Here is a 24,149-nt window from a genome sequence, read left to right as displayed (position 1 = left end):
GGGCTCTCGGCGGTCTTCCCGCGCGTTGTCTCGTTGGATCCAGCCACCCGCGCACCGTCAGCTCAGGACGACATTGGCCGCCGACTGAGGCAGTTCCTCATTGAAGCAGCGCTGATAGAATTCGGCGACCAGCGGCCGTTCGAGTTCGTCGCACTTGTTGATGAAGGTTACCCGCAGGGCGAATGCCACGTCCGAGAAAATTTCGGCATTCTCGGCCCAGGTGATCACCGTTCGCGGGCTCATCACGGTCGACAGGTCGCCATTCATGAAGGCGTTGCGTGTCATGTCCGCGACCCGCACCATCTTGGAGATCACGGCGCGCTGCTCGGGGTCGCGATACTTCGGCACCTTGGCGGCGACAATGTCGACCTCGTTGTCATGCGGCAGATAGTTCAGCGTCGTGACGATCGACCAGCGGTCCATCTGGCCCTGGTTGATCTGCTGGGTGCCGTGATAGAGGCCCGACGTGTCGCCGAGCCCGACCGTGTTGGCGGTGGCGAAGAGCCGGAAGGCCTCGTGCGGGCGGATGACCTTGTTCTGGTCGAGCAGGGTCAGCCTTCCCTGGACCTCGAGCACACGCTGGATGACGAACATCACGTCCGGCCGGCCGGCGTCGTATTCGTCGAAGCACAGGGCGATGTTGTGCTTCAGCGCCCAGGGCAGGATGCCGTCGCGGAACTCGGTGAACTGCTGTCCGTCGCGGAGCACGATCGCGTCGCGGCCGATCAGGTCGATACGGCTGATGTGGCTGTCGAGGTTCACCCGCACGCAGGGCCAGTTGAGCCGGGCCGCGACCTGTTCGATATGCGTCGACTTGCCGGTGCCGTGATAGCCCGAGACCAGGACGCGCCGGTTGTGGGCGAATCCGGCGAGAATCGCCAGCGTCGTCTCGCGGTCGAACAGATAGTCCGGATCGGCGTCCGGGACGTGCTCGTCGCCGAACGAATAGCCCGGCACTTCGAGATCGGTATCGATCCCGAAAACGTCACGGACCGAAACCTTGATGTCGGGCGCGGGCGCCCGGTCTTCCTGTGCTTCAATCATATTCCCCCCGCGGGGCCATCGGGCGCCCTCGGTTCGAGGTGGCAAAGGATGCTGTGATCGCGGAAAATCTGGCGCGGACCAACAGGATTGGCCCGCCTTATATAGGACCTCAGCGGGAATTGGGAAATCGGTTCATTGCCGCAGGAGATACGGCAACGGGTCCGGTTCGGCATTTCAGCAGAAGCCGGCGGATTTCAGATAGTTATAGGCTTGGATGATCTCGCGCAACTTGTCCTCCAGGCTCCGGTCGCCGCCGTTGGCGTCCGGGTGAAGGCGTTTGACGAGTTCCTTGTAGCGGGCCTTGATCACGGTTCCGCTCTCGGTGCCTTCGAGATCGAGTGCCTCGAACGACCGGCGCTCAAAGTTGCCGAGCGGGCGCCGCGCTGGCTCCGGTTCGCCATCGCCGTCCGGCTTGCCGCCGAAGAAACCGAAGGGATCCGTGAAGGCGTCGGTGTATTTCTGGCGCGGCGGGCCCTGGGTGCCCATCTTGTTGACGCCGACATTCCAGGTCGGTCGATGGCCGGTCGACGCGGAACGCTGGTAGTCGGCGATGTCGTCATCGCGCATCCCGGCGAAGAAGTTATAGGACTTGTTGTACTCGCGGACGTGGGCGATGCAAAAGTTGTGGTACTTGCCCTCCTGACCACGGCCTTTCGGCGCGCGGTATCCGCCGGCGTTGCGGCAACCTTGCCACTCGCAGCCGGGCGGTTCGTCGGGCTTGACCTCGGATTCCGGCTTGATCCGGATGCTGTCGAAGTATTTGGAGTTCAGATTCATGGCCGGGAGTATTATCTGCCAATGCGCGGCCGACAAGACGTGGGTCGGCTTCAGAGGATGATTCGATGACGATTGGTGCCGAAGAGAGGATCACACGGACGTTAACCGAGGCTTTTCAGCCGGCACAAATCGATGTGGTCGATGAATCGCACCTGCACAAGGGGCACGCCGGTCATCGGCCCGAAGGGGAGACTCATTTCCGTGTCCGAATCGTCGCCGAGGCCTTCCGGGATCGCAGTCGCGTCGACGCGCACCGCATGGTCAACGCGGCGCTGAAGCCCGAATTCGATCGTGGGATGCATGCCCTGGCGATCGACGCCAAGGCGCCCTAGGCGGGCTTCTTGTCTTCCTGCGGTTCGCGCTGCCGCCGGGTGTTGGTCTCGAAGTCCTCGACAGCCTCCGGCGCGATCTGACGCAGCGCGTCGGGGATTTCGCCGCCGACCAGCATCTCGAGATAGATCGGCCGCGGATAATCCGGCACGGTGACTACGATATAGTGCGTCCGGACATTGCGCTTGGCGACCTTGATCCAGTGACGCCAGCCGGTCATCTGGTCGACATCCTGCTCCAGCACGAGCGGCTTGAAGGGCCGCCAGACCGCCAGGGCGGACTTGCCCGTGTCGAGATCGACGTCCAGCCATTGGGACTGGTCGCGGCCGTCGTTCCAGATCGTGTAGGCGCCGATGATGCCGCCACCGACGAACAGGACGCCGAACATCGCCGACGTCGTATCCTGCGATCCGGTCCCGAAGGCATTCCACAGGTCCCAGAAGCCGAACAGGATCACCACGACCAGGACGACTGCCGAGATGTTCGACGTCTTGGGTAGCCGGCGGTTCTCGAAGAGGCGGGTCATGGCGGGGCCTGGAGGGTTCGGGGAGGGACGGTCAAGCGGTGGCGTCGAGTTCGGCAACGATCGCGGCGGTCATGCCGTCGGTATCGACCTTCGTCATGCCTTCGCTCATCAGATCGGGCGTCCGGACGCCCTTGTCGAGGGCTGCCGCGATCGCGGCGTCGAGACGGTCGGCCTCGGCGATCATCTCGAAGGAGTAGCGGAGCGCCATGCCGAAGCTGGCGATCATCGCGATCGGGTTGGCGTTGCCCTGGCCGGCAATGTCGGGCGCCGAGCCGTGGACGGGCTCGTAGAGGGCGCGGCGCTTGCCGGTCAGCGCGTCCGGCGCGCCGAGCGACGCGGAAGGCAGCATGCCGAGCGAGCCGGTCAGCATCGCGGCGACGTCCGAAAGCATGTCGCCGAACAGGTTGTCGGTGACGATGACGTCGAACTGCTTCGGCGCCCGGACCAACTGCATGCCGCCGGCGTCGGCCAGCATATGCTCCAGTTCGACATCCTCGTACCCGTGCTTGTGGGTCTCGGTCACGACCTCGCGCCACAGCACGCCCGACTTCATGACGTTGCGCTTCTCCATCGAAGTGACCTTGTTTCGCCGGGTGCGGGCAAGCTCGAAGGCGACCCGGGAGATACGCTCGATCTCGTAGGTGTCGTAGACTTGGGTATCGATCGCGCGCTTCTGGCCGTTGCCGATGTCGGTGATCGTCTTCGGCTCGCCGAAATAGACGCCGCCGGTCAACTCGCGAAGGATGAGGATATCGAGCCCCTCGACCAGCTCGCGCTTCAGCGACGATGCGTCAGCGAGCGCCGGATAGACGATGGCCGGACGAAGGTTGGCGAAGAGTTCCAGCTCCTTTCGCAGGCGCAGAAGCCCGGCTTCGGGGCGGACATCGTAGCCGACATCATCCCACTTCGGTCCGCCGACGGCGCCGAAGAGGATCGCGTCGGCGGCGACCGCCTTCTGCATTGTCTCGTCGGTGATCGCCACGCCATGCGCATCGTAGGCGCTGCCACCGACGAGCGCTTCGTCGCAAGCGAAGCCGGCGCCGTGGCCGTTGAACCAGTCGATGACGGTCCGGGTCGCTGCCATGACTTCGGGACCGATGCCATCGCCGGGAAGGAGGAGGAGAGTCTTGGTCATCTTGCGCCTTCTCAGAAACGAAAGCGCTGGCGTACCGGCGACACCTCGCAAATGCAAGAGCGGCTTGATTCGGGGGCGCGACTGGCAGGTGCTTCGCCGGCTCTGTTCACGCTCTTTCGCGATCCGGGCGCCCGGACCGCCTTCGTGCGGCCGTTCGGCGCAACGTCTTTGACGCGGTGCGGCATCGGCGCTAGAACCGTTCCAACACTTCCGCTTCGACGCCGAGGACCATGTCTACCGCCGACACCAAGGCGAACCGTCCGCTTTCGCCGCACCTTCAGATTTATCACTGGCACCTGACCCTGGTGATGTCGATCGTCCATCGGGCGACCGGAATCGCGCTCTATGCAGGGATGGCGCTCCTGACCTGGTGGCTGCTGGCGGCGGCAACCGGGCGCGGCCATTTCCGGTTTGTCGACGGCATTTTCGGCTCGTGGATCGGAATGATCATCCTGTTCGGTTTCACCTGGGCGCTGATCCACCACATGCTCGGCGGACTGCGCCACTTCATCTGGGATACCGGGCACGGGCTCGACAAGCCGATGCGGGATCAACTGGCGCTGGCGAATATCGTCGGTTCCGTCGCGCTGACGATCGTGGTGTGGATCGTGGGACTGGCGGTGCGCTGATGGCAAACGACATGCGCACACCGCTACATCGCGTCCTGGGCCTCGGCTCGGCGCATTCCGGCACCGAGCATTTCTGGCGGCAGCGGCTGACCGGGCTTGCCAATGTGCCGCTGACCATCGGCTTCGTGATCGTCGTGATCGCCATTGCCGGGCGGCCCTATAGCGAGGTCGTCTCGGTGCTCTCGTCACCGTTTGTGGCGATCCTCCTGCTTCTGCTGGTTCTGTCGGTCGTCGTCCATATGCGACTCGGCATGCAGGTCGTGATCGAGGACTACATTCACGGGGCACTCACGCGTCCGCTTGCCCTGATCGCCAACACCTTTTTCGCGGCGGTCGTTGGCGCTGGCTCGGCCTTCGCGATCCTGAAGCTCGCCTTCGGAGGCTGATTCGACATGGCAGACGGCTCAAACGGCAGTGGCAACGGCGCGCCGGGCGTCAACGGCCGCGCCTATCCCTTCATCGATCACACCTTCGACGTGGTGGTGGTCGGCGCCGGCGGCTCGGGCCTGCGGGCAACGCTCGGCGCCAGCGAGGGCGGCCTCAAGACCGCCTGCATCAGCAAGGTCTTTCCGACCCGCTCGCACACGGTCGCCGCGCAGGGCGGCATCGCCGCCTCGCTCGGCAACATGAGCAAGGACGACTGGCGCTGGCACATGTACGACACCGTCAAGGGCTCCGACTGGCTCGGTGACCAGGATGCGATCGAGTATTTGTGCCGGGAAGCGCCGGCGGCGGTCTACGAACTCGACCACTACGGGTTGCCCTTCTCGCGCACCGAGGACGGCAAGATCTACCAGCGGCCATTCGGCGGCATGACCACCGAATTCGGCGAGGGACCGCCGGCCCAGCGCACATGCGCCGCAGCGGACCGGACCGGCCACGCCATGCTGCATACGCTCTACGGCCAGTCGCTGCGGCACTCCGCGGAGTTCTTCATCGAGTATTTCGCCATCGACCTGATCATGGAAGATGGCGCCTGCCGGGGCGTCGTGGCGCTGTGCCTCGAGGACGGGACGCTGCATCGCTTCCGCGCCCACAAGACGATCCTGGCGACCGGTGGCTATGGCCGCGCCTACTTCTCCTGCACTTCGGCGCATACCTGCACCGGCGACGGCAACGGCATGGTGCTGCGGGCGGGACTGCCGCTGCAGGACATGGAGTTCGTCCAGTTCCATCCGACCGGCGTCTTCGGCGCCGGCGTGCTGATCACCGAGGGCGTGCGCGGCGAGGGCGGTTACCTGACGAACTCGGAAGGCGAGCGCTTCATGGAGCGCTATGCGCCGCACGCCAAGGACCTGGCGTCCCGCGACGTGGTCAGCCGGGCGATGACGATCGAGATCCGCGAGGGACGCGGGCATGGGCTCGACAAGAACCACATGCACCTGCACCTCTCCCATCTCGATCCCGAGGTGATCCATCAGCGTCTGCCGGGCATCGCCGAATCCGCCCGGATCTTCGCCGGGGTCGACGTGACGCGCGATCCGATCCCGGTGCTGCCGACGGTGCACTACAACATGGGTGGCATCCCGACGAATTATCACGGCGAGGTACTGAACAAGGTCAACGGCGATCCCGACCAGACGGTGCCCGGACTGATGGCTTTGGGCGAGGCCGCCTGTGTCTCGGTGCATGGCGCCAACCGGCTTGGCTCGAACTCGCTGATCGATCTGGTCGTTTTCGGCCGGGCCGCGGCGCTCCGCTGCATCGAGAGTATCGAGCCGAATACCAAGCACCGTGACCTTCCCGGCGATGCCGGCGAGTTGGCGGTCTATCGCCTCGACCATTTCCGCTACGCCGAGGGAGGCACGCCGACGGCGGAACTCCGGCTCAAGATGCAGATGGCGATGCAGGAGGATTGCGCGGTGTTCCGCACCGGCGATGTCCTGCAGAATGGTCGCGACCGGGTCGAGGCGATCTGGAAGGGGACCGACGACATCAAGGTCACCGACCGGTCGCTGATCTGGAATTCCGATCTCGTCGAGACGCTGGAATATGACAACCTCATCGTCCAGGCGATGGTCACTGTCCAGTCCGCGCTGAACCGGGCCGAGTCACGGGGCGCCCATGCGCGCGAGGATTTCCCCGATCGCGACGACGCGAACTGGATGCAACACACGCTGGCCTATATCGATCCCGAGAAGCACACGGTGCGGCTCGACACCCGGCCGGTCCACAACTACACCCTGAGCAACGATATCCAGTATATCGAGCCCAAGGCGCGGGTGTATTGAGGGGCGGTTCGCAGAGCCACCGCTTCACATGATTCTCAGTCACAAGCACCGATTCATCTTTCTGAAGACGGCCAAGACCGGAGGCACCAGCACCGAACTGGCGCTGTCGCCGGTCTGCGGGCCGGACGACATCCTGGCGCCGCTCAGCCGGCCGGAGGAAAGGAAGCGGAAGGAGTCTCCGGCGCGCAACTACGCGCTCGGCATCGGCAAGCTCGGCATCCGGCTTCCCGGCGAGTTCCGGCATCACTTTCCGCAGGTCTACGGCTACTACAATCATATGCCGGCGGGGCAGGTGCGGCGTCTGGCCGGCGAGGACGTCTGGCGCGACTATTTCAAGTTCACCATCGAGCGCAATCCCTGGGACCGGCAGGTGTCGTTCTATTTCTGGCGAACGCGGCACAGCAAGCCGCAGCCCGACTTCCGGACCTTCCTGATGTCGCCCCGCCATCGCGGCAAGGCCTTCCGTTCGGCGCGGATGAAGAACTGGCTGACCTATACGATCGACGACCGGATCGCGGTCGATCGCGTCATCCGCTACGAGGAACTCGAGGACGGGCTGGCCACCGTCTGTGCCGAACTCGGCATCGCGGAACCGGTGTCGCTTCCCGGCGCTAAGGGCCATACGCGCAAGGATGTCCGTCATTATCGCGACTTTTACGACGACGAGACCCGCGACCTCATCGCGACCTGGTATGCCCGGGAGATCGAGGCTTTTGGCTTTACGTTCTGAGGGTGAGGGCTGGAGGGAAGGGACCTGCGGATGACCGCTTCATCGGCCGGCTATTCCGGCAAGCCACTTCCGGTCAAGCTCGGCTTCAAGCCGGGCATGGCGGCGGCGTTTGTCGCCCTGCCGCCGGCGTTCAGCCATCTGGCCACCTGGGCGGATTTCGCGACGGTGGAGGAAGCGGAAGACTGGGACGGGCAGTTCGGCTCGCGCCGCTTCGACCTGATCCATGCCTTCACGTCCAGCCGCCTGGAACTGGTCGGCGGCCTTCTCCGGCTGCAGGCGGCAATCAAGACGGACGGGATGATCTGGGTATCGTGGCCAAAACGGGCGTCGAAGGTGGCGACCGACCTGACGGAAGACGTGATCCGCAGCCTGGCGCTCGAGGGGGACCTCGTCGATGTGAAGGTGGCGGCGATCGATCCGGTCTGGTCGGGCCTCAAGCTGGTCATCCGCAAGGATCGGCGATGATCGGTCGCGTTCGCCAATCCTGTCGTTTGCGCTATACCTTTTTCCGGTAAACCAAAGGCCGACGGCAGCCCGTCGCCGATGAGGGATTGAGAATGGTCGAGATCACCCTGCCCAAGAACTCCAGGGTCAAGGACGGCAAGGTCTGGGACAAGCCGACGGACAGCGGCAACTTCCGGGAGTTCCACGTCTACCGCTACGATCCGGATACCGCCGGAAACCCGGCCATCGACACCTATTATGTCGATACGGAGGACTGCGGCCCGATGGTCCTTGACGCTCTGATCTGGATCAAGAGCAACGTCGATCCGGGGCTGACATTCCGCCGGTCGTGCCGCGAGGGAGTGTGTGGCTCCTGCGCAATGAACATCGACGGCACCAACACCCTGGCCTGCACGCGGGCGATGGAGGATGTCGACGGTGCGGTCAACATCTATCCGCTGCCGCATCTTGCGGTGGTCAAGGACCTGGTTCCCGACCTCAGCAATTTCTACGCCCAGCTTCAGTCGATCGAGCCGTGGCTGCAGACCGAATCGCCGACGCCGCAGGCCGAGTGGCGCCAGTCGCCGGTCGAGCGGGAGAAGCTCGACGGCTACTATGAATGCATCCTCTGCGCCTGCTGTTCGACCTCCTGTCCGTCCTACTGGTGGAACGGCGATCGCTACCTTGGCCCGGCAGTCCTGCTGCAGGCCTACCGATGGCTGATCGATTCGCGTGACGAGGGGACTGGCGGACGGCTGGATCATCTGGAGGATCCGTTCCGGCTCTATCGCTGCCACACCATCATGAATTGCGCCCAGACCTGCCCCAAGGGCCTCAACCCGGCCAAGGCGATCGCCGAGATCAAGAAGATGATGGTCGAACGGCGGGTCTGATCCGCCTTGCCCTAGCGGCCGGGTAACGTGCCGTCGTGGCCCGCGAAAACACCGGGTTTCGCGCATTTGATATTCCTGGAAAGTGGTGGCTGGCGGCCGCCGCGCTGTCGTCGATTTCCGGGGGCTCCCGAAAGGTGGCCTTGAGCGGGGTCAATGACAGGTCATGGCTTCATTCGCGACACCATTGTCCCCATATCGAGACTGTAACCCACCTTCCAAGGAGGCGAAGTCATGACGGACAATGTCACTTTGAACGCCGGCACGCCCTGGACCATCACTGCGGTCGAGAAACTTCAGGAACTGTGGAATGGCGGCGTCGCTCCCGAAATGATCGGCCACGCGCTTGGCCGGCCGGAAGACGAGGTCCGGGCGAAGGCGGCTGAACTGAAGCTGCCCCAGCACGTGGAAGCGCCCGACTGAGGGGCCTTATTCACAGCACATTCGTCCCCGAAGGGACAGGCGCTGCGGCTTCTGGCATCGGGCGACCTGTGGGTCCGGGCCATTAAGGGGTTGCCAAAATACGCGGATTGCCCGAAACCCGCTATAATTCGGCGCTAGGTTCGGGATTCGCTCGGTCGTGCCTGGCCGGATAAGGGGATATTGCTGATGCCGGTTAACCGTCTCATCCCGGTTGTGTGTGCGCTGACTCTCGGTGGCTGTGGCTCGATCGGGGCGATCGGGATCAACAGCCCGAGTAACCAACCGCCGCCCGGGCAAGTTGCCGGTGGCCTGCCGCCTCCAATGGCGCCCGGTGTCGGAGAGCCCCCTGGCGGGGCGGTGATCGCCGAACCGCTGCCGCCGGCGGCCGGGGGTACCGCGACACCTGTCGCCGCGGCGCCGCCCGCTGCTCCGGTTGCCTCGGGTACGGTTGGCCGCACCGATCTTCTCGGCGGCTGGACCATCGCATCGAGCGGCGAATCCTGTCAGTTGTTCATGACCCTGACGAGTTGGACCGGGGGATATCGCGCCTCCACCCGCGGTTGTTCCTCCGACATGCTGAAGTCGATCTCGGCGTGGAATCTCCAGGGTAGCCAGGTCGTCCTCGCCGGTCAGGGCGGAACGCCCATCGCCCGGTTGCAGTCGTCCGGCGGCAGCCGTTTCGACGGCTCGGCTGAGGGTGGCGGAGCGGTCTCCTTCTACCGCTAGTCCAGTCCGGTCGGCGAGCATGACCACCAGATCCGGCGACGGAACGGCCGGTGAGGGGCGGGTTGTCGCCCGGTATCGCGCGCTGGTTTCGTCCGGCGAGATATCGGAAGATCAGGGGCAGCTTGCCCTTTGTCGCCGCCTTGACGAGCTCGACCGTCAGGTTTCCAAAATTCCCGACGGCAAGGCAGGCGGCCTGTTCGGGTGGCTGTTCGGCGCGCGGCCGGAAGCGCCTCCGACAGGTCTCTACGTTCATGGCGGCGTCGGTCGCGGCAAGACGATGCTGATGGACGAGTTTTACGCGGCCGCCGACCTGCAGGCGAAGCGTCGCGATCACTTCCACACCTTCATGGCCGACGTCCACGACCGGATTCATGCCTTCCGTGCAGGCAGCCGGAATGGCGACGCTGCCAGCGACGATCCGATAGCGCCGGTCGCCGCGGACATCGCGGCTGCCACAAGACTTCTCTGCCTCGACGAATTCGCGGTCGAGGATATCGCCGATGCGATGATCCTTTCGCGGCTGTTCAGCGCGCTGTTCGCCCAGGGACTGGTGCTGGTCGCCACGTCCAACACCGCGCCGGAAGACTTGTACAGGCACGGTCTGAACCGACCTCTCTTCCTGCCGTTCGTTGATGTGTTGAAGCGCCATGTCGAAGTCGTCGAACTCGATGCGGGGACGGACCATCGGCTGGCGAAGCTCGGTGGCGCCGGGGTCTATGTGACGCCAGCCGATGGCGCGGCCCACACCGTCCTCAACGGCTTCTGGCGAAGTCTCACCGGTGGTGCCGCCGCCGTCCCGGCCGCACTGACCGTCAAGGGCCGCACACTCGAAGTCCCGGCCGCCGCCGGCCGCGTCGCCCGTTTCGGATTTGCCGATCTCTGTGACGCGCCGCTCGGAACCGCCGACTTCGCGGCGATCGCCGATGCCTTTGATACGGTGATCATCGACGATGTTCCGGTGATCGCCAGCGAGCGCCGCGATGTCGCCCGCCGCTTCATCAACCTCGTCGATGTCTTCTACGACCGGGGAATCAAGCTGATCGCTTCTGCGGCGGCCGAACCGGAAGGCCTCTATGTCGCCGCCCAGGGCAAGGAAGCCTTCGCTTTCCGCCGGACCGTGTCACGGCTCATCGAAATGCGCTCCGAAGCCTACCTTTCGGCCGATCGGGCCGACCGCGGCGCGGCCGCGCGGAGCAGTCCGGCCGTCTAGCGGACGCCGGGGCCGACAATCCGGGGCAATTTCCGGCTCTGTCGCCGGAAGCACCCGGCCGGGGCGGGCGGCGCTTGCAGTGCAGCATCAATCGGGCTAGTCAATCCGGGACTTTCCCTCAAGGATTTTCCCACCATGGCCCGACCTAAAATTGCGCTCATCGGTGCCGGTCAGATCGGCGGCACGCTTGCCCATCTCATCGGTCTCAAGGAACTCGGCGACGTCGTCCTCTTCGACGTGGTCGAGGGTGTTCCGGATGGCAAGGCGCTCGATCTTGCCGAGTCTTCGCCGGTCAGCGGTTTCGACGCAAAACTCGTCGGCACGTCGGCCTATGCGGGGATCAAGGGCGCTGATGTCTGCATCGTCACCGCCGGCGTGCCGCGCAAGCCGGGCATGAGCCGCGACGATCTCCTCGAAATCAATCTCAAGGTGATGGAACAGGTTGGCGCTGGCATCAAGAAGTACGCCCCCAAGGCGTTCGTCATCTGCATCACCAACCCGCTCGACGCGATGGTCTGGGCGCTGCAGAAATTCTCTGGCATGCCGCGTGATATGGTGGTTGGCATGGCGGGTGTCCTCGATTCCGCCCGGCTGCGCCACTTCATCGCCTCCGAATTCGACGTCTCGGTCGAGGATGTCAGCGCCTTCGTGCTTGGCGGCCATGGCGACACGATGGTGCCGCTTGCCCAATACACGACGGTCGCCGGCATCCCGCTGCCCGATCTCGTGAAGATGGGATGGACGACGAAGAAGCGCGTCGACGAGATATTCCAGCGGACCCGCGACGGCGGCGCCGAGATCGTCAACCTGCTCAAGACCGGCTCCGCCTTCTACGCGCCGGCAGCTTCGGCGGTGGCAATGGCCGAGAGCTACCTGAAGGACAAGAAGCGGGTGCTGCCATGCGCCGCCTGCCTGAAGGGCGAATATGGCGTCAAGGACCGCTACATCGGCGTGCCGGTGGTAATCGGGGCGAAGGGCATCGAGCGGATCATCGAGGTGAACCTCGCCAAGCCGGAACGCCAGATGTTCGAAAAATCAGTCGCTGCGGTTGACGGTCTGATCGAGGCCTGTCAGCGCATTGTTCCGGCGCTCGGCAAGTAGCCGGCGACGGGGGGTGGGGAAGTCATGAATATTCACGAATATCAGGCGAAAGCCGTTCTCGCCGAATTCGGCGCGCCGATCGCCAAGGGCGTCGCGGTGTTCTCGGTCAAGGAAGCCGAGGCGGCTGCCAATGAACTCGGCGGTCCGGTCTGGGTGGTCAAGTCCCAGATCCACGCCGGCGGTCGCGGCAAGGGCCGCTTTACCGAGGATGCGGCTGGCGAGGCTGGCGGTGTTCGCCTGTCACGGTCGGTCGCGGAAGTCGTCGCCAACGCCCAGCAGATGCTCGGCAACACGCTGGTCACGCATCAGACGAGCCCGGCCGGGCGACCGGTCAACCGCCTCTATATCGAGGAAGGTTCGGCGATCGCGCGCGAACTCTATCTCTCCTGCCTGGTCGACAGGGAAAACGGTCGCGTCGCCTTCATCGTCTCCCAGGAGGGCGGCATGAACATCGAGGACGTCGCGGCCGAGACGCCGGAAAAGATCGTCACCGTCCATGTCGACCCGGCAGCCGGATACACATCCCATATCGGCCGGTCGATCGCCTATGCGCTCGGCCTCGAAGGCGGCCAGATCAAGCAGTGCGACCGGCTGATCGCCGCGCTCTATCGCGCCTTCACCGAGAAGGACATGAGCCTGCTCGAGATCAACCCGCTGGTGGTGACCGAGTCCGGCGACCTGCTGTGCCTCGATGCGAAGATCAACTTCGACGATAACGCCCTGTTCCGCCATCCGGACATCGACGAACTCCGCGATCCGGGCGAGGACGATCCGAAGGAAGTCGAGGCGGAGGAGAACGACCTTTCGTATGTCGCGCTCGACGGCGATATCGGCTGCATGGTCAACGGCGCCGGACTGGCGATGGCGACCATGGACATCATCAAGCTCTACGGCGCCGAGCCGGCCAACTTCCTCGATGTCGGCGGCGGCGCTTCCAAAGAGCGGGTGGCGATCGCCTTCAAGATCATCACCGCCGATCCCAACGTCAAAGGCATCTTGGTCAACATCTTCGGTGGCATCATGCGCTGCGATGTCGTGGCCGATGGCATCATCGCCGCGGTCAAGGATGTCGGTCTCGAGGTGCCGCTGGTGGTTCGCCTCGAGGGAACCAATGTCGAGGAAGGCAAGAAGATCATCGCCGAGTCCGGCATGAACGTGATCTCCGCCGACGACCTCGACGATGCGGCGCAGAAGATCGTCGCCGCGGTCGGTGGCGGGGTGCAATGATCCCGGCGTGCGTGGATCGCGGCCCTCGGTGAGTGGAGCGACGATGTCGAAATCGCTGATCGGCGTGTCGTTCGTGACGGCCGCAATCGGGGCGTTCTCGCTCCCGCTTGCGGCGGAAGCGGCCACCGATCCGCGCATCGATGCCTTCCGCGCGACCTGCGTACCCGATCGCCAGAACTACGAGGCGCTGAAGCTTCGCGCCCTTGAGCAGGGGTGGGCGCCGGTCAGGGCCGGGGTCAATGACGAACTCGACGCGATGCTCGGGCGTTCCGCCGAGACGGTGTTCGAGCCCGGCATGGACGCGTCTCTGGCAAGCTACGCTGCGACCGTCGCCGGCGGTGAGGCTTATCTGGTGCTGACTTCGGTGACCGGAGAGCCGATCGACCTGGTTGGCTGCTACCTCTACGATTTCGCGGCGAGTGTGCCGATTGAACCGGACATCGTCACGGAGTGGCTCGGCGCGCCGCCGACCGATGCCATCAACGAACCCACCGTCATCGTCGGCTACACCTGGGAAACGCCCGCGTCGCTGCCCGGCACCTGGGACGTCTACCTCGCCTTCCTGCCGGAGGGCGGCGGTGCCAGCGAATTTGCCGGTTTCAGCGGCGTCCTGATCAAGATCACCTCGGTAGAACCGAAGGAAGAATGAATGTCCATCCTCATTGATGCCAACACGCGGGTCATTTGCCAGGGTTTCACCGGCAAGACCGGTACCTTCCATTCCGAGCAGGCGGTTGCCTACGGGACGAAAATGGTCGGCGGCGTTTCGCCGGGCAAGGGAGGGCAGACGCACCTCGACCTTCCCGTCTACGACACGGTCGCCCAGGCCAAGCAGGCAACCGACGCCGACGCGACCGTGATCTATGTCCCGCCGCCCTTCGCGGCCGACGCCATTCTCGAGGCAATTGACGCCGAGATCGCCCTGATCGTGTGCATCACCGAGGGCATTCCGGTGGGGGATATGGTCAAGGTCGGCCGGGCGCTCTGCGGCACCAAGTCGAGGCTGGTCGGCCCCAATTGCCCGGGCGTGATGACCGCTGGTGAGTGCAAGATCGGTATCATGCCGGGCAGCATCTTCCAGCCCGGTTCGGTCGGCATCGTGTCGCGATCGGGGACGCTCACCTATGAGGCGGTCTTCCAGACCACGAATGTCGGCCTCGGCCAGACGACCGCCGTCGGAATTGGCGGCGATCCGGTCAAGGGCATGGATTTCATCGAGGTGCTCGAGATGCTGCTCGCCGACGACGCAACGCAGTCGATCGTCATGATCGGCGAGATCGGCGGTTCCTCGGAGGAAGAGGCCGCCCAGTTCCTCAAGGACGAGGCCGCCCGCGGCCGTTCCAAGCCGGTGGTCGGCTTCATCGCCGGTCTGACCGCGCCCCCCGGCAGGCGCATGGGCCACGCTGGCGCGATCATTGCAGGAGGCAAGGGCGGCGCGGAGGACAAGATCGAGGCGATGCGGTCGGCAGGAATTCATGTGTCGGAATCGCCCGCCCGGTTGGGTTCGACCCTCGCCGAAGCCTTGAAGGTGTGAGCCTGAAGACCATTTGAACCACAGTGGCAAATGAGTCGTTGATTTCGACAGGACCGGCCGGTAGAGCGTGGCACGTCGCCGCGCGTTAACATAGAGAGCGAGCGCCCTCCGCCTCGCGGGAAGAGAATGGCACGCCAGGATTCCAACGCCGCGCTTGCGGCAACGTCTTTTCTCTACGGCGCCAACGCTCCCTATATCGAAGAATTGCAGGCGCGTTTCAGTCGCGATCCGGCTTCGGTCGACGCCGAATGGCGCGCCTTCTTCGAGGGCCTTGAGGACGTTGCCGGGAACGGCGCGACCGGTGACCCGGCGCCGTCCTGGCGCCGACCCGACTGGCCACCGCTCGCCAACGGCGAACTCGTCGCCGCACTCGACGGCAATTGGGGCGCGACGGAAGCGGTCATCGGCGACAAGATCCGGAAGAATGTCGCGACGCGTGGCGCCGAGATCAGCGACGATCATGTCCAGCAGGCGACCCGGGATTCGGTTCGCGCGCTGATGATGATCCGCGCCTACCGGATGCGCGGTCATTTCCACGCCAACCTCGATCCGCTCGGCATGCAGGATATCCCCGCCGAGTCCGAGCTCGACCCGGCGTCCTACGGCTTCACCGAGGCGGATTACGACCGCAAGATCTTCATCGATTACGTCCTCGGGCTCGAATTCGCGACCATTCCGGAGATGGTCGAGATCCTGCGCCGGACCTACTGCTCGACGCTGGGCGTCGAGTTCATGCATATCTCCGACCAGGCCGAGAAGAGCTGGATCCAGGAACGGATCGAGGGTCCCGACAAGGCGATCACCTTCACCAAGAATGGCAAGAAGGCGATTCTCAACAAGCTCGCCGAGGCCGAGGGCTTCGAGCGCTTCCTCGACGTCAAGTACACCGGCACCAAGCGGTTCGGCCTGGACGGTGGCGAGTCGCTGATCCCGGCGCTTGAGCAGATCATCAAGCGCGGCGGGCAGCTCGGCCTCAAGGAGATCGTCCTCGGCATGGCCCATCGCGGCCGGCTCAACGTGTTGTCGCAGGTGATGGGCAAGCCGCACCGCGCCATCTTCCACGAATTCAAGGGCGGCTCAGCATCGCCGGACGAGGTCGAGGGTTCGGGCGACGTCAAGTATCACCTCGGCGCCTCGTCGGACCGCGAGTTCGACGGCAACAAGGTGCATCTGTCGCTGTCCGCCAACCCGTCGCATCTCGAGATCGTCGATCCGGTCGTCCTCGGCAAGGCGCGGGCCAAGCAGGACCAGCACGCCGACAAGCCGCGCGGCGATATCGTGCCGCTCGACCAGCGGGCGCGTGTGCTGCCGCTCCTGCTGCATGGCGACGCGGCCTTCGCCGGGCAGGGCGTCGTCGCGGAGTGTTTCGGGCTGTCGGGCCTGCGCGGTCACCGCACCGCCGGCTCGGTCCATTTCATCATCAACAACCAGATCGGCTTCACCACCAATCCGCGCTTCGCGCGCTCGTCGCCCTATCCCTCGGACATCGCCAAGATGGTCGAGGCGCCGATCTTCCACGTCAACGGCGACGACCCGGAGGCGGTGGTCTACGCGGCCAAGGTTGCGATCGAGTTCCGGCAGAAGTTCCACAAGCCGGTCGTGATCGACATGTTCTGCTATCGACGCTACGGCCACAATGAAGGCGACGAGCCAGCCTTCACCCAGCCGTTGATGTACCAGAAGATCGCCAAGCAGCCGACCACCTTCGAGATCTACTCGAAGAAGCTGGTCGAGGAAGGCGTCGTCTCGGCAGAGGAGGTCGACACCCTCAAGGCCGGCTGGCGCTCTACCCTCGACGAGGAGTTCGAGGTGGCGTCCGGCTACCGGGCGAACAAGGCGGACTGGCTCGACGGCGCCTGGTCGAAGGTCAAGGTCGCGGAGACGGGCGACGGACCGCGCCGCGGCGTGACCGGCGTGGCGATCGACGAACTGAAGGAGATCGGCGACCGGCTGACCGACGTGCCGGCGGGCTTCAAGGTCCACAAGACGATCGGCCGTTTCCTCGCCGCCCGCCGCAAGGCGATCGACACCGGGCAGGGGATCGACTGGGCAACGGGCGAGGCGCTGGCCTTCGCGACGCTGCTCAGGGAAGGCCATCCGGTCAGGCTGTCCGGGCAGGATTCCGAACGCGGCACCTTCTCGCAGCGTCATTCGGTTCTCTACGACCAGGAGACCGAGGAGCGGTTCATTCCCCTCAACCACCTGGCGTCCGACCAGCCGCGGTTCGAGGTCATCAACTCGATGCTGTCGGAAGTCGCGGTGCTCGGTTTCGAATACGGCTACTCGACCGCCGAGCCGAATGCGCTCGCCCTGTGGGAGGCGCAGTTCGGTGATTTCGTCAACGGCGCCCAGGTCGTCATCGACCAGTTCATTTCATCCGGCGAGCGGAAATGGCTGCGGATGTCCGGGCTGGTGCTCCTCCTGCCACATGGCTACGAGGGCCAGGGGCCGGAGCATTCGTCGGCCCGGCTGGAGCGGTTCCTCCAGCTTTGCGCCGAAGACAACATGCAGGTCGCCAACTGCACGACGCCGGCCAACTATTTCCACATCCTGCGCCGGCAGTTGCGTCGCGAGTTCCGCAAGCCGCTGATCGTGATGACGCCGAAGTCGCTGCTTCGGCACAAGCGCGCCGTGTCGCGGCTCGATGAACTGGGGCCGGATTCCTGCTTCCACCGGCTGCTTTGGGACGACGCCGAGTGCCGGCCGGGCGAGAAGACGACCCTGGTCGTCGACGGCAAGATCCGGCGCGTCGTGCTGTGCACCGGCAAGGTCTATTACGACCTGCTTGAGGAGCGCGAGAAGCGCGGCATCGACGATGTCTATCTTCTCCGCGCCGAGCAGCTCTATCCCTTCCCGGCAAAGGCGCTGATCACCGAGCTGTCCCGCTTCCCGCAAGCGGAACTGGTCTGGTGCCAGGAAGAGCCCAAGAACATGGGTGCCTGGGCATTTGTCGAGCCCTATCTCGAATGGGTGCTTAACCAGATCGGCGCAAAGTCCCAGCGTCCGCGCTACGCGGGTCGCGCCGCGGCGGCGGCCACCGCGACCGGCCTGATGTCAAAGCACCTTGAACAACTCAAAGCTTTCCTCGACGAAGCCCTCGGCGAGTAGAGAACACGACGGCCAGGAGAGATCGATGGCGACGGAAATTCGGGTCCCCACCCTAGGCGAGTCCGTGACCGAGGCGACGGTCGGGACGTGGCTGAAGAAAGTCGGCGACCCGGTCAAGGTCGACGAGCCGCTGGTCGAACTCGAGACCGACAAGATCACCCTGGAGGTGCCTGCGCCGACCGCCGGGGTCATCGAGTCGATCTCGGTCGGCGATGGCGAGACGGTAGAGGTTGGCGCTCTCCTCGGTGCGATCGCCGCCGGCGAGGGGGCATCGGACGGCAACGGCGCGGCCGGGCACCCGGACGCCAAGTCCGATCATCCGGCGCCGATCGACGCCGGTCCGGAAGTCACCAAGCTGCGCGAGCCGCCGACGGACAAGGCTTCGGCTCCGGAGGGGACGGCTCCCTCGGCGGCGAAGATCATCGCGGAGAAGGGGCTTGAAGCCTCATCGATCGAGGGCACTGGCAAGGGTGGCCGGATCACCAAGGGTGACGCACTGGCCGCGGCCGACGGCGGCGCCAAGAAGCCTGTCGCCGCCCGCGCTCCGTCCGCTCCCGACGACGAGGCGCGCGAGGAGCGGGTGCGGATGTCCCGCCTTCGCCAGACCATCGCCCGCCGCCTCAAGGAGGCGCAGGACACCGCCGCCATGCTGACGACCTTCAACGAGGTCGATATGGGCGCGGTGATGAAGATCCGGTCGGAATATCGCGATCTCTTCGAGAAGAAGCACGGCGTCAAGCTCGGCTTCATGGGCTTTTTCGTGAAGGCCTGCGTGCAGGCGCTGAAGGAATTGCCGGCGGTCAATGGCGAGATCGACGGGACCGATATCGTCTACAAGAACTACTACAACGTCGGTGTCGCGGTCGGCACCGAGCGCGGCCTTGTCGTTCCGGTCGTGCGGGATGCCGATACGATGACGATCGCCGAGATCGAGAAGGAAATTGGCGACCTGGCGCGCAGCGCCCGTGACGGCTCGCTGTCGATCGAGTCGATGCAGGGCGGCACCTTCACGATCACCAACGGCGGCATCTACGGTTCGCTGATGTCGACCCCGATCCTCAACGCGCCGCAGTCCGGCATCCTCGGCATGCACAAGATCCAGGAGCGGCCGATGGTCGTCGCCGGAAAGGTCGAGGTGCGGCCGATGATGTATCTGGCGCTGTCCTACGATCACCGCATCGTCGACGGCCGCGAGGCGGTGACCTTCCTGGTCAGGGTCAAGGAAAGCCTCGAGGATCCGCAGCGGCTCGTGCTCGATCTCTAATCGCGCGCCGGAGCGGGGAACGCTCATGACCCAAACCGGCCATCACCTTGCCTACGGCACGATGCTGGTGGCGGCGATCCTCTTCTTCGCCGCTTTCGTCGCACTGTTCCGCCGCGACCTCGGCGATCCTTATGTCGCCGCGTCGGTCTTTGCCGGCGTCGGCCTCGCGATCGGGATTGCGGGACAGTTTGCTGCCCGCGCGGCGGATCGGCATGCCAGGCGCCGGGCGCCTGGCGCAGACCTGTCCTGTCGCACGGGCGCTTGAACATCGACGCCGGACAACCCATACCGGCTTCACGAGAGACAACCGGCAGGGGAAGCTTCAAATGTCTTATGATCTCGCCATCATCGGCAGCGGCCCGGGCGGCTATGTCTGCGCCGTCCGCGCCGCCCAGCTCGGCCTCAAGGTCGCGGTGGTCGAGAAGGACGGAACGCTCGGCGGCACCTGCCTGAATGTCGGCTGCATCCCGTCCAAGGCGCTGCTGCATGCGTCCGAGCTCTTCCAGAAGGCCGGGCACGATTTCGTTACCTTCGGCATCAAGGTCGGGACGCCCGAGCTCGATCTCCCGGCGATGATGGCGCACAAGTCGTCAGTCGTGGAATCGAACACCTCCGGGGTCGAATACCTGTTCAAGAAGAACAAGATCGACTGGATCAAGGGCCATGGCGCCGTCGCCGGGCCGGGCAAGGTCGCCGTGACCGGCGCGGATGGCGAACGCCAGACGGTCGAGGCAAAGGCGATCGTCATCGCCACCGGCTCGGAATCGACACCGCTCCCCGGCGTGACCGTCGACGAGAAGCGCGTCGTTTCGTCGACCGGGGCGCTTGCGCTCGACAGCGTACCGAAGCGGCTCATCGTTGTCGGCGCCGGTGTGATCGGGCTCGAACTCGGCTCGGTCTGGCGGCGCCTCGGCAGCGAGGTGACGGTGGTCGAATATCTCGACCGTGTCCTGCCGGGCCTCGATGGCGAGGTGGCGAAGCAGTCGCAGAGGATCTTCACCAGGCAGGGCATTGCCTTCAAGCTGGCGAGCAAGGTCACGTCGGTCGACGACTCCGGCGATACCCTCAAGGTGACGATCGAGCCGGCCGCCGGCGGCGATGCCGAGACGCTTGAGGCGGACATCGTGCTGGTCTCGATCGGCCGCAGGCCCTTCACCGAGGGGTTGGGACTCGAGGAAGCCGGCGTCACGATGGACGAACGCGGCCGCATCGCCATCGACGATCATTTCCAGACCAGTGTCCCTGGAATCTACGCGCTTGGCGACGTGGTCCGCGGGCCGATGCTCGCCCACAAGGCCGAGGACGAGGGCGTCGCGGTTGCCGAGATCGTCGCCGGTCAGGCCGGGCACGTGAACTACGGCGTCATCCCCAACGTCGTCTACACGCACCCGGAGATCGCCTCCGTCGGCAAGACCGAGGAAGAACTCAAGGATGCCGGCGTCGAATACCGGGCCGGCAAGTTTCCCTTCTCGGCCAATGCCCGCGCCCGGGCCATGCTGGAGAAGGACGGCTTCGTCAAGGTGCTCGCCGACGCCAAGACCGACAAGGTGCTCGGCGTCCACATCGTCGGCCCCTTTGCTGGCGAACTGATTGCCGAGGCGGCGGTGTTGATGGAATTCGCCGGCGCGGCCGAGGATCTCGCCCGCACCTGCCACGCCCATCCGACGCTGTCGGAAGCGGTCAAAGAAGCGGCGCTCGCCGCCTGGTTCAAGCCGATCCACATCTGAACGGTTGGCGGCGGCAGGCGGCCACTCTCAAGTTGCTCGCGTAGCCTCGGCGCCAGGAGGGTCAGGGTGAGCAGGCCGTGGATGCGGCGACAGGCGTCCGACACCATCGAATTGCGCAGCGAGTAGATGATGTCGTGGGGCAGGTCGTGGTCGCTCTGCTCAAGAGCGCGGATGTCGTCGGCATCCGGCTCGCGGCTTTCCAGTGGTCCCTTGTGCGGGGATGGCGTCGACCGGTGCCGCATCCCTGCGGCCGGACTCTCGGGCCCGTGACCGACGGGGCGGGCGGTTCACCGAAACGTCAGAAGCGCCGGCTTTGCCGCCGACGCTTCCAAACGTTACCATGGTGCCAGGTCGTAGTTACTTCGCTGCGGCTTCGAGAGCTTCTACTTCGGGCTTGCGGGGCACGAGCGCCTCGCCTCCCATATCGGCAATCTGCATCGGATCGATGGTGGTCGCAGGGGCGGCGACCTCCTCCTTGACCGGGGCCGGCCTTGCCGCTGCGGTGACATGGCTCTTGTGCCATTCACAGGCCGAGGCGGCGACGCTGGCGCCGGCGATGATGCCGAAGGCGGTGAGCGCGGTTACGGAGGTGGATACGATTTTCATCAGGTCCTCCGGTGTTGATGCGCCGACCGTTGCCGACGCCCAGGCAGCGTATGCCTGATCGGTTCAGGCGGGAAGCCTCGTATCATCACAACCGCGCGATCAGGCTCCGGCACGACGCCGCGCCGCCTGGTCGGCAAGGGTGAACCACCCAACACCGGCGAGAACCAGGGCGGTCCCGGCCACATCGATCAGCGTCAGCTTCTCGCCGAGGATCAGCACCGCGAGCAGGATCGTCATCACCGGTGACAATGTCCCGATTGTCGCGTTTGCCTGGGCGGAGATGCGGTGCAGCGCGGCGTTGAGGAAAAAGGACGGCAGGACGGTCGCTCCGATGGCGATGAGCAAGGCATAGGCATAGAGGGTCGGCGTGACAATCAGGTCGGCGGGAGCGTGGGTGAACAGGAACTGGGCAAACGCGCCGACCGCCGCGCCGCTCATCGCGATGCAGGTGAACAGACGCGGGCCGATCGTGGCGATCAGGTCCTTGGCGAGAAGTTGATAGAGCGCGAACGAGATCGCGGCGGCCAGCACCAGACCGGCGCCGAGGGTCGCGTCATGGCCGAAGGTCGAGACCTTCTCGCTGAAGATCACCGCCAGGCCAGCGTAGCTGATGCCGATCGCGGCAACTGCCCTGAGCCGGATCGGCTGGCGGAAGAACATTGCCCCGAAGATCACGACGAACAGCGGATAGGTGAACAGGATCAGTCGTTCGAACTGGGCGGAAATGTATTCGAGACCGAGGAAGTCCGTGTAGCTGGCGAACCAGTAGCCGAGCAGCCCGACCGCCGCTGCCCCGGCCACCTGCCGCGCCGGCGGCAGGGCCTGGCCGCTCCGCTTCCGGTCGCGGATCGAGAGCCCGCCAATCCCGATATAGAACGGAAGCGCAAAAGCCATGCGCAGGGCGAGCAGCGTCTCGGCGTCGATGGTCTCGGCGTAGGCGAGCTTGATGATGACCGCCTTGGTCGAGAAGAGCAGCGCCCCGACCGCGGCGAAGACATACCCCATCCGCACGTAGGACTGGGTTGGCGCCGGCGTGGTGAGCGGCAGGGGCGGCGCCTCGGTGGCGGCGCTTGCCGGGGTGGGCGTCGGTGTGTTGATGGCCATCGCGATCGCTTCCGTTGCGGTCGGCGGTTCGGGCAATCGCGGCGGTGATCGTGAGGCCCGGCGCGAAACCTTTCGCGCGCCGGCCGGTCGTCCCTGGGGTCAGACGCCGGTCCCGTCGCGCGTGGCGCGAAGGCAAATAAGCCAAAGGGTTTTCGGGGCCGTCATCATGGCGTCTGTCTACCACGACCGGCGGCCGACGCCAGTCCAAAAAAGGGCCCGCCGGTTAGGGCGGGCCCGGAGTTTGGGTCAGGGAGGAGAGAGAATGGAGGCGAGGGAGGGCGCCTTCATTCGCCCGCACTCTAGGATTCACGCGGTGAAGCGGGCCTGAAGCGGCGGTTCATCGGCTGTTCAGTGAAACGGACCGGTGTCCCAACCCTGTCACGCCCGGGGATGGGCGGCGGTGAAGGCGGCCATCAGGCGGTCGGTGTCGACCTCGGTATAGACCTGGGTTGTCGACAGGCTGGCGTGGCCGAGGAGTTCCTGGATTCCCCTTAAATCTCCGCCGCTTGCGAGGATATGCGTGGCGAAGGAATGGCGCAGCGCATGCGGCGTGGCGGTGTCGGGAAGGTTCAGGGCTGACCGCAATTTCTCCATGGCGCGCTGGACCATGCGCGGGTTGAGCGGGCCGCCGCGGGCGCCGAGAAACAGTGGTGAATCGGGGCCGGGCGTGTACGGACAGAGCCGGAGATAGTGCGCGACGGCGGCCGAGATGGCGGGCAGGACCGGGACGATCCGCTGCTTGCCGCCCTTGCCGGTGATGCGCAGTGCCTCATTGGCGTTTCGCGGCGCCTCGGACCGTTTCAGCGCCAACGCTTCCGAGATACGCAGGCCGCCGCCGTAAAGCAGGGCGAAAATCGCGGTGTTTCGCGCCGCGATCCAGGGCTCCTCGTCGAGCGCCTGGTCGAGCGAAACGACCTTTGAAGCGGCCTCGGGCGGCAGCGGACGGGGCAGCGAACGCTTCTGGGCGGGTGGGCGGACGGCGCGGAACGGCGCGCCCGTGGCTGTCCCGTCCCGCTCGAGGAACCGGATCAGCGATCGCACCCCGGCGATGCCACGCGCCACCGTCCGCGACCCGGCGCCGCCGTTGCGGCGGGCGGCGAGGAAGGCGCGGATGTCGGAGACCCGCATGTCGGCAAGGTCGGCGAGCTTCGGCGGTTCGCCGAGGTGGCCGGTGAGGAAGCGGAGGAACTGGTCGACGTCGCGGGCATAGGCCTCGACGGTATTCGCCGCCAGCCGGCGCTCCTGGGCCAGATGCCGCCGCCAGCGCTCGACCGCCTTCATCAGGTCGGGCCGGGCAATGACGAGGGGGGCGTCGGTGGGTTTCGCTTTCACCATGCCATCATACCCGCGCCAGTCCGGTTAACGGGGGGTTAACATTGGCGC

The 24,149-nt window shown here is 65.2% G+C and carries 25 protein-coding genes; 18 read left to right on the top strand and 7 right to left on the bottom strand.

Annotated features, from left to right (window positions below):
- Positions 1 to 57: 57 nt before the first annotated feature.
- Positions 58 to 1,044: a cobaltochelatase subunit CobS gene (cobS, locus tag BLT60_RS01875; RefSeq protein ID WP_090874509.1), complete on the bottom strand. Its 987-nt coding sequence runs from the start codon at positions 1,042 to 1,044 to the stop codon at positions 58 to 60.
- 174 nt (positions 1,045 to 1,218) lie between these two features.
- Positions 1,219 to 1,821, bottom strand: a complete 603-nt coding sequence (locus tag BLT60_RS01870; protein WP_090874508.1) for a J domain-containing protein — start codon at positions 1,819 to 1,821, stop codon at positions 1,219 to 1,221.
- A 65-nt stretch (positions 1,822 to 1,886) separates the two neighbouring features.
- Between BLT60_RS01870 and BLT60_RS01865 the strand changes: the two genes are divergently transcribed.
- The gene (locus BLT60_RS01865; RefSeq protein ID WP_090874507.1) at positions 1,887 to 2,153 is read left to right on the top strand and encodes a BolA family protein; all 267 of its coding nucleotides are present in this window, start codon (positions 1,887 to 1,889) and stop codon (positions 2,151 to 2,153) included.
- Here the strand turns inward: BLT60_RS01865 and BLT60_RS01860 are convergent.
- Positions 2,150 to 2,677 carry a hypothetical protein gene (locus BLT60_RS01860; protein WP_090874506.1) on the bottom strand — a complete coding sequence of 176 codons (528 nt, stop codon included), beginning with the start codon at positions 2,675 to 2,677 and terminating at the stop codon, positions 2,150 to 2,152. The two genes, BLT60_RS01865 and BLT60_RS01860, sit on opposite strands and share 4 nt — an antisense overlap.
- A gap of 31 nt (positions 2,678 to 2,708) precedes the next feature.
- Positions 2,709 to 3,812 carry a 3-isopropylmalate dehydrogenase gene (gene leuB / locus BLT60_RS01855; RefSeq protein WP_090874505.1) on the bottom strand — a complete coding sequence of 368 codons (1,104 nt, stop codon included), beginning with the start codon at positions 3,810 to 3,812 and terminating at the stop codon, positions 2,709 to 2,711.
- Positions 3,813 to 4,042: 230 nt separating this feature from the next.
- Here leuB and sdhC point away from each other — a divergent pair, with 230 nt between their 5' ends.
- The 17 genes from sdhC to lpdA all read left to right on the top strand — a co-directional run bounded on the left by sdhC (position 4,043) and on the right by lpdA (position 21,056).
- Positions 4,043 to 4,441: a succinate dehydrogenase, cytochrome b556 subunit gene (gene sdhC / locus BLT60_RS01850; RefSeq protein ID WP_090874504.1), complete on the top strand. Its 399-nt coding sequence runs from the start codon at positions 4,043 to 4,045 to the stop codon at positions 4,439 to 4,441.
- Positions 4,442 to 4,452: 11 nt separating this feature from the next.
- On the top strand, positions 4,453 to 4,827 hold the full coding sequence (gene sdhD, locus BLT60_RS01845) for a succinate dehydrogenase, hydrophobic membrane anchor protein (RefSeq protein WP_244521103.1): 375 nt from the start codon (positions 4,453 to 4,455) through the stop codon (positions 4,825 to 4,827).
- Between the two features lie 6 nt (positions 4,828 to 4,833).
- Positions 4,834 to 6,672, top strand: coding sequence for a succinate dehydrogenase flavoprotein subunit (gene sdhA, locus BLT60_RS01840; RefSeq protein ID WP_090874502.1), 1,839 nt, complete (start codon positions 4,834 to 4,836; stop codon positions 6,670 to 6,672).
- 28 nt (positions 6,673 to 6,700) lie between these two features.
- Complete coding sequence (locus tag BLT60_RS01835) at positions 6,701 to 7,402, top strand: sulfotransferase family 2 domain-containing protein (protein WP_090874501.1); 702 nt, start codon at positions 6,701 to 6,703, stop codon at positions 7,400 to 7,402.
- A 30-nt stretch (positions 7,403 to 7,432) separates the two neighbouring features.
- Positions 7,433 to 7,867, top strand: coding sequence for a DUF3052 domain-containing protein (locus BLT60_RS01830; protein ID WP_090874500.1), 435 nt, complete (start codon positions 7,433 to 7,435; stop codon positions 7,865 to 7,867).
- Positions 7,868 to 7,959: 92 nt separating this feature from the next.
- Positions 7,960 to 8,739 carry a succinate dehydrogenase iron-sulfur subunit gene (locus BLT60_RS01825; protein ID WP_090874499.1) on the top strand — a complete coding sequence of 260 codons (780 nt, stop codon included), beginning with the start codon at positions 7,960 to 7,962 and terminating at the stop codon, positions 8,737 to 8,739.
- 231 nt (positions 8,740 to 8,970) lie between these two features.
- Entirely contained in the window at positions 8,971 to 9,159 is a 189-nt protein-coding gene (locus tag BLT60_RS01820; protein ID WP_090874498.1) for a hypothetical protein, read from the top strand.
- A 357-nt stretch (positions 9,160 to 9,516) separates the two neighbouring features.
- Positions 9,517 to 9,885, top strand: a complete 369-nt coding sequence (locus BLT60_RS01815) for an AprI/Inh family metalloprotease inhibitor (RefSeq protein WP_210185521.1) — start codon at positions 9,517 to 9,519, stop codon at positions 9,883 to 9,885.
- Between the two features lie 19 nt (positions 9,886 to 9,904).
- Positions 9,905 to 11,095, top strand: a complete 1,191-nt coding sequence (gene zapE / locus BLT60_RS01810; protein ID WP_090874496.1) for a cell division protein ZapE — start codon at positions 9,905 to 9,907, stop codon at positions 11,093 to 11,095.
- A 135-nt stretch (positions 11,096 to 11,230) separates the two neighbouring features.
- Positions 11,231 to 12,196, top strand: a complete 966-nt coding sequence (gene mdh, locus BLT60_RS01805) for a malate dehydrogenase (protein ID WP_090874495.1) — start codon at positions 11,231 to 11,233, stop codon at positions 12,194 to 12,196.
- 24 nt (positions 12,197 to 12,220) lie between these two features.
- A complete protein-coding gene (gene sucC / locus BLT60_RS01800) occupies positions 12,221 to 13,423 on the top strand; it encodes an ADP-forming succinate--CoA ligase subunit beta (RefSeq protein WP_090874494.1) in 1,203 nt (400 codons plus the stop codon).
- 43 nt (positions 13,424 to 13,466) lie between these two features.
- On the top strand, positions 13,467 to 14,072 hold the full coding sequence (locus BLT60_RS01795; protein ID WP_090874493.1) for a hypothetical protein: 606 nt from the start codon (positions 13,467 to 13,469) through the stop codon (positions 14,070 to 14,072).
- Positions 14,073 to 14,957 (top strand): succinate--CoA ligase subunit alpha, encoded by an 885-nt coding sequence (gene sucD, locus BLT60_RS01790; protein WP_090874492.1) that lies wholly within the window; start codon positions 14,073 to 14,075, stop codon positions 14,955 to 14,957.
- Between the two features lie 126 nt (positions 14,958 to 15,083).
- Positions 15,084 to 18,065: a 2-oxoglutarate dehydrogenase E1 component gene (locus BLT60_RS01785; protein ID WP_090874491.1), complete on the top strand. Its 2,982-nt coding sequence runs from the start codon at positions 15,084 to 15,086 to the stop codon at positions 18,063 to 18,065.
- 25 nt (positions 18,066 to 18,090) lie between these two features.
- A complete protein-coding gene (gene odhB, locus BLT60_RS01780; RefSeq protein WP_090874490.1) occupies positions 18,091 to 19,329 on the top strand; it encodes a 2-oxoglutarate dehydrogenase complex dihydrolipoyllysine-residue succinyltransferase in 1,239 nt (412 codons plus the stop codon).
- A 25-nt stretch (positions 19,330 to 19,354) separates the two neighbouring features.
- Positions 19,355 to 19,594 (top strand): hypothetical protein, encoded by a 240-nt coding sequence (locus tag BLT60_RS01775; protein WP_090874489.1) that lies wholly within the window; start codon positions 19,355 to 19,357, stop codon positions 19,592 to 19,594.
- 61 nt (positions 19,595 to 19,655) lie between these two features.
- Positions 19,656 to 21,056, top strand: coding sequence for a dihydrolipoyl dehydrogenase (gene lpdA / locus BLT60_RS01770; protein ID WP_090874488.1), 1,401 nt, complete (start codon positions 19,656 to 19,658; stop codon positions 21,054 to 21,056).
- 357 nt (positions 21,057 to 21,413) lie between these two features.
- On the opposite strand, the gene BLT60_RS01765 is transcribed toward lpdA, so the two are convergent.
- The 3 genes from BLT60_RS01765 to BLT60_RS01755 all read right to left on the bottom strand — a co-directional run bounded on the left by BLT60_RS01765 (position 21,414) and on the right by BLT60_RS01755 (position 24,101).
- Positions 21,414 to 21,662 carry a hypothetical protein gene (locus BLT60_RS01765; protein WP_090874487.1) on the bottom strand — a complete coding sequence of 83 codons (249 nt, stop codon included), beginning with the start codon at positions 21,660 to 21,662 and terminating at the stop codon, positions 21,414 to 21,416.
- Between the two features lie 99 nt (positions 21,663 to 21,761).
- Complete coding sequence (locus BLT60_RS01760) at positions 21,762 to 22,766, bottom strand: DMT family transporter (RefSeq protein WP_244521102.1); 1,005 nt, start codon at positions 22,764 to 22,766, stop codon at positions 21,762 to 21,764.
- Positions 22,767 to 23,144: 378 nt separating this feature from the next.
- The gene (locus BLT60_RS01755) at positions 23,145 to 24,101 is read right to left on the bottom strand and encodes a tyrosine recombinase XerC (RefSeq protein WP_090874486.1); all 957 of its coding nucleotides are present in this window, start codon (positions 24,099 to 24,101) and stop codon (positions 23,145 to 23,147) included.
- Positions 24,102 to 24,149: the final 48 nt, after the last annotated feature.

Source organism: Bauldia litoralis (genome assembly GCF_900104485.1).
GTDB lineage: Bacteria > Pseudomonadota > Alphaproteobacteria > Rhizobiales > Kaistiaceae > Bauldia > Bauldia litoralis.
Note: the sequence above shows the minus strand (reverse complement) of the source record. Positions and strands in the feature narration are given on the sequence as shown.